Source organism: Nocardia sp. IFM 10818, assembly GCF_054655275.1.
The window spans coordinates 7506188-7511154 of record NZ_BAAHJH010000001.1; the positions used below are offsets into that span (position 1 = coordinate 7506188).

Here is a 4967-nt window from a genome sequence, read left to right on the forward strand (position 1 = left end):
CGGCAGAATATTTCTCGTGTTGGAAACCTCGGCTCGACTGCTGAAGCTGCTGTCGCTGTTGCAGACCCCGCGCGACTGGACCGGCGCCGACCTGGCCGAACACCTCGACGTCGATATCCGCACCGTGCGCCGCGATATCGAGAAGCTGCGCAATCTGGGCTATCCGGTGCATGCCGTCGCGGGTGCGGCCGGCTATCGGCTGGGCGCGGGCGCGCAGCTGCCCCCGCTATTGCTGGACGACGACGAGGCGATTGCCGTGGCCATGGGTCTGCGCACCGCCGCGGGCGGGACCATCGCGGGTATCGAGGAGAGTTCGCTGCGCGCCCTGGCCAAACTCGAGCAGGTCCTGCCGTCCCGGCTGCGGCACCGGGTGTCGGCGCTGCAATCGGCCACGGTCGCCATGCCCGCGGGCGGACCGGTGGTCGATCCGGAAACTCTCACCGCCATCGCGGCGGCCATTCGCGACCGTCATCGGCTTCGGTTCGACTACCGCACGCACACCGGCGATTCCAGCCGCCGGACCGCCGAACCGCACAAGCTCGTCCACACCGGCCGCCGCTGGTATCTCATCGCCTGGGATGTGGATCGCGAGGACTGGCGTACCTATCGGGTGGACCGGCTCACCCCGAAGATTCCCACCGGCCCGCGCTTCACCCCGCGCGAGGCTCCGGCCACGGATCTCGCCTCCTTTGTGTCCCAGGCCATCTCGTCGGCTCCGTACCGCTACCGGGCCCGCGTCACCCTGCACACCTCCGCCGAACTGGCCGCCGAGCGCATCGCACCCACCGTGGGCGCCATCGAGGCCGTCGACGAGCACAGCTGCATCCTGCACACCGGCGCCAACTCCCTCGACGAAATCGCCTTCTATCTAGGCGTTTTCGGCTTCGACTTCCACGTCGAGGAGCCGCCGGAGCTCGTCGAGCGCATCCGCGAGATCTCGGTCCGGCTGGACCGCGCCACCCGCTGAGTCAGTCCGAGGTGTGGGTGGCCTCGGGATTGGTGGTATCGCGGACGACGCGCAGCGCGGCAATGAGGTCGTCGAGCTGGGCGGGGGTGAACAGGCCGGTGAACCAGCGCTCCACACCCTCCAGATAGGCGGGCAGGATGCGGGCCACCCGGGTCGCGCCCGCCGCGGTGAGGACCGCGTAGGAGCTGCGGCGGTCGCTGGGATCGGGTTCGCGGCGGACGAAGCCGTTGCGTTCCAGGCGGTCGACCAGGCGGGTGACGCCGCTGGTGGAGAGGCTGGTCTGCACGGCCAGATCGGTCATGCGGAGTTTGCGGCCGGGCGAACGGCTCAGGCGCATCAGGGCGTTCAGGTCGAGACCGGAGAGCCCGTTGTCCTTCCAGGTGGGTTCGAGGCGGGCGACCACGCCGTCGTGGGCCTCGAAGAGGATGCCGACGGCGGTGAGCCGGGGGTCGTCGAAGAGATGCTTGGGATCCACGCCGAGCAGCCTAAACCAATCGTTTGCACCGGGGATAGTTGACACGCGGAACAAATGGGGTATCTTTTTGTCATCGCAATATTCCTCATGGCAACTAAATGGAGGTTCCGATGACGACGCAGCAGCAGTGGGTGGCGGGTTTCCGTGCGCCGCTGGTGAATCCGGCCGAGCAGATCCGGCTGGCGGAGCCGCGTGGCTTCGGCGACGAGACGATTCGGCAGGTCGTGCGGGTGGCGGGCGGCGGATCCCGGCTGCGGGTGCGGTTGACGAATCGGTACTCGGCGGAGGAGCTGGTGCTCGGCGCGGTCCGCATCGCGGTGCGCGCGGCGGGGAGCGCGATCGTGCGCGAGACCGATGCTCGGGTGCTGTTCGACGGCGCCGCGCAGGCCGAGGTCGCGGCATACGGCGATATCGTCAGCGATCCGATCGAGCTGGCGGTGCCGGCGGGCGCGGAACTGGCGGTGAGCCTGTATCTGCCGGAGCGGACCGGGTTTCCGGCGTTCGCGCACATGCCGGTGGAGACCGGCTGGATCGTGGACGGCGATCGGACGGGCGACGCTGCCCTGCCCGACGCCGAGGAGACCACCTCGCGTTTCTTCCTGACCGGGATCGACGTCCTCGTCGACGGCGAGGCTCCGGTGCTGGTCGCCTTCGGTGACTCCTGGTTCGAGGGGGTCGGTTCGACGCACGGCGCGAACCGGCGGTCGGTGGATCGGCTCAATGAGCGGCTGGAACACGGCTGGGCGGTGAATCAGGGCATCGGCGGCAACCGTTTGCTCACCGACCAGGTCGGCGAGCACGGGCTGTCGCGGTTCGAGCGGGATGTGCTGTCGGTGCCCGGGGTGCGGGCCGTGTGGGCCAACTTCGGGATCAATGATCTGATCCTGGGCGAGACCACCGCGACCGCCGCGGACATGATCGCCGGCTACACCGAACTGGCGCGCTCGGCGCATGCGGCGGGCCTGCCCATCTACATCAACACCATCGGCCCGTTCGCCGGGGTCACCTATCCGGGTTTGAATGTGGCCGAAGGCATTCCGGTCCGCCGCGAGATCAATGCCTGGCTGCGCACCACCGATGTCTTCGACGCCGTCTTCGATGTCGCCGCCGCCGTCGAGGACCCGGACCGTCCGGACTTCATCCGCCCCGAGTTCGACAGTGACGGCATGCATCTCAATGACGACGGTCATCGCGCCATTGCCGAGTCGGTGGATCTCGCCGTGGTCGCCGCGGCCCTGCACTGATCCGTCCTCCGGGTTCAGGTCAGCCTGGGCCCGGCCCCCGCCGCCTGCTTCAACCCGTTCGTCCACAGATCATTGGCCACATCCCGCCCGAGCCGCACCCCGCCGATGTTCTGCGACAGATCCATCCCGCCCGAGGAATCGGCGAGGAAGGCGTCGAACGACCAGTGCACACCGAGGAATACCCGGCTGCGACCGTTCTCCTCCATCATCTGCCACAGCCCGCCCGGGAACTTCCGGCTGTGCCGGCTGCGCACCACGCCGTAATTGTCGGACGTGCTCCCATTGAGTTCCTCGGACACGAAACCCATTCCATCGGTGAGATTGTCGGGCCCGTCGGCGTGCACGCCGTAGAAGCGCCGCACGATCTGCAATGCCGCCGCACCGAAAGTGGCATGCCCCGACGGGTAGGCCGGAAAAGGCGGGGTGAAGTTGAAGGCGATCTCATTGCTACGCGGCGCCCCATACGGCTGCCAGAACGGATCGCAATCCGGATCGAGCCCGTGCCCCGGGCTCGCATCCGGCCCCATGGACGGATCGTATTCGCGTATCCCGAGAATCGGCCGCCACAGATTGTGCCGATACTTGTCGTCCCAGCACAGAATCCCGGCATCCGCGAGCCCCGCATTGACCAGCGCGAACAGCCGGGCATTCTGCCCGATGTCATTACCGCGAGCCCTGGCGATCTCACGCACGATCTGGTTGTAGAGCCGAGGCGGCGTCCCCAGCTGTTTGGCCCCGTCATAGGCCCAATAAACGCCGATCAACGTCTCGTCCGCAGTACGCGCGGTGAACCCGGAGGGCAGCCCGACAACAGCTTCGGGCGCGATCCCCTTACCCCGCACCTCCCGCAAGGCCGCCAAATACCGCGGATCATTCCCCTTGGGCGGCGGATCGAGGGTATACCTGCTGGTCACCGCAAAACACCGCGCCCGCGCCCCATAATGCGGCGCATAGTACCCCTGCTTCGAATTGACCGGATCCGCCCGATGATTCGGCGCCCCCGCATCGGGCACATAATCATGATCATCCAACCCCGGATCCCCCTTCCGCGCCTTCAGCACCGCCGCCCCCACCGCCTGCCCGTGCGCCCCGCCCCGCCCGGTCCCGGGCCCATGCAACCCGGCCTCCCGCAAGGCTTTATCCAACCGCGCCGTCTGCGCCGGATACAACGCTGTCAACGTCGTATGCGCGGCCACCGCAATAGCGGCATCGAACGCGGCCCCATTAGCCGCCACCGGCGGATTCGTCAGCCAAGTCCCATGCGTCGCACCAATAATGCTGAAGTAGGCATCATGCATAGCCAGATGCGTGATAGCGAGCGCCCGCGAACTCCCAACCGGCCCACGCACCCCCCGCTCCACGGGTTTGATCTCGGTGTGCGCCACGCGGTCCGACTCCAGCGCCACCGCGTTCCAATACAGTATTTGATCCACAACCCCAGCCTGCGTGCCGAATCCGCTCCGGGCCCCAGTAGTCCACTACCTGAATCCGCCCGTGCACGCACATTCGGTGTGAGTAGCCAGGAATGGCAGTCGGGGCATGACAGCATCCGTGGCCACCGGTAGATATCGAAGCTATGAAGCTGGTTGAGGAACGTGTACAGGGCTGGGTGTGGGGATGGTCGCTGTGCAGGGATACCGGGGAACCGGTGGCGGAGCCCGATGGATTTCGGATTGATGTGGGGAAACACGGACATCGGGTGCGGTTCGTGCTGACCGGGACGGCGTCGGTGCGGCGGCGGGCGGAGTCGCTGACCGAGCCGGGGACGTGGCTCAAGGTCTGTGGGCGCCGGGATGAGGTACTGCCGCTGTTGGACTCGGCATGGAGGGTCGGCGACCCCGAGTATTTGATGAGCGTTCCGGTCGCGGGCGGCGACGCTCGAATCGCCGCGCCCGCAGGGTATTCGAGTGAAATCGTGGCCGAGCGCGGATTTCACGAGGTCGTGGTTCGCCGGGAGGACGGTGCACACGCCGCGCGTGGCCGGGTCGCGGTGCACGGCGCTACCGCGGTGGTGGATCAGGTTGTGACCGAACCGGATCATCGGCGGCGCGGGCTGGGGCGGGTGGTGATGGACGGGCTACGTACGGTCGCCGCGGCTCATGGCGCAACGACTGCGGTGCTGGTCAGCACCGTTGAAGGACGTCACCTGTACCGCACACTCGGTTGGCAGGTCGACTCGGAGATGGTCGCGGCGCACCTGCCCGAACCAGCCATCGCCGCATAGGACTCGTGGTGATCGATGCCGGGGTTCGCTTCGGAACCCCGGCATCTGCACGTTCGC

At 67.4% G+C, this 4967-nt stretch carries 5 protein-coding genes and 1 pseudogene; 3 read left to right on the top strand and 3 right to left on the bottom strand.

All coding sequences use genetic code 11. The features are described from left to right. Positions 1–16 precede the first annotated feature (16 nt). Complete coding sequence (locus ACYQ5L_RS34980; RefSeq protein ID WP_459962481.1) at positions 17–967, top strand: helix-turn-helix transcriptional regulator; 951 nt, start codon at positions 17–19, stop codon at positions 965–967. Position 968: 1 nt separating this feature from the next. Here the strand turns inward: ACYQ5L_RS34980 and ACYQ5L_RS34985 are convergent, their stop codons facing one another. Beyond that, positions 969–1442 (bottom strand): MarR family winged helix-turn-helix transcriptional regulator, encoded by a 474-nt coding sequence (locus tag ACYQ5L_RS34985; RefSeq protein WP_459962482.1) that lies wholly within the window; start codon positions 1440–1442, stop codon positions 969–971. A gap of 110 nt (positions 1443–1552) precedes the next feature. Between ACYQ5L_RS34985 and ACYQ5L_RS34990 the strand changes: the two genes are divergently transcribed. Then, positions 1553–2686, top strand: coding sequence for a GDSL-type esterase/lipase family protein (locus ACYQ5L_RS34990; RefSeq protein ID WP_459962483.1), 1134 nt, complete (start codon positions 1553–1555; stop codon positions 2684–2686). Positions 2687–2700: 14 nt separating this feature from the next. Here ACYQ5L_RS34990 and ACYQ5L_RS34995 read toward each other — a convergent pair whose 3' ends face one another. Together ACYQ5L_RS34995 and ACYQ5L_RS35000 are read right to left on the bottom strand one after the other, a co-directional pair. Next, positions 2701–3600: a vanadium-dependent haloperoxidase gene (locus ACYQ5L_RS34995; RefSeq protein WP_459963692.1), complete on the bottom strand. Its 900-nt coding sequence runs from the start codon at positions 3598–3600 to the stop codon at positions 2701–2703. A 258-nt stretch (positions 3601–3858) separates the two neighbouring features. Next, positions 3859–4119 (bottom strand): annotated as a pseudogene (locus tag ACYQ5L_RS35000) (hypothetical protein); the annotation flags it as partial. Between the two features lie 245 nt (positions 4120–4364). On the opposite strand from ACYQ5L_RS35000, the gene ACYQ5L_RS35005 reads away from it, so the two are divergent. After that, on the top strand, positions 4365–4910 hold the full coding sequence (locus ACYQ5L_RS35005; protein WP_459962484.1) for a GNAT family N-acetyltransferase: 546 nt from the start codon (positions 4365–4367) through the stop codon (positions 4908–4910). Positions 4911–4967: the final 57 nt, after the last annotated feature.

Coding starts and splice junctions, on each gene's coding strand:
- ACYQ5L_RS34990 (WP_459962483.1), top strand. CDS start 1,553: ATGACGACGCAGCAGCAGTGGGTGGCGGGTTTCCGTGCGCCGCTGGTG.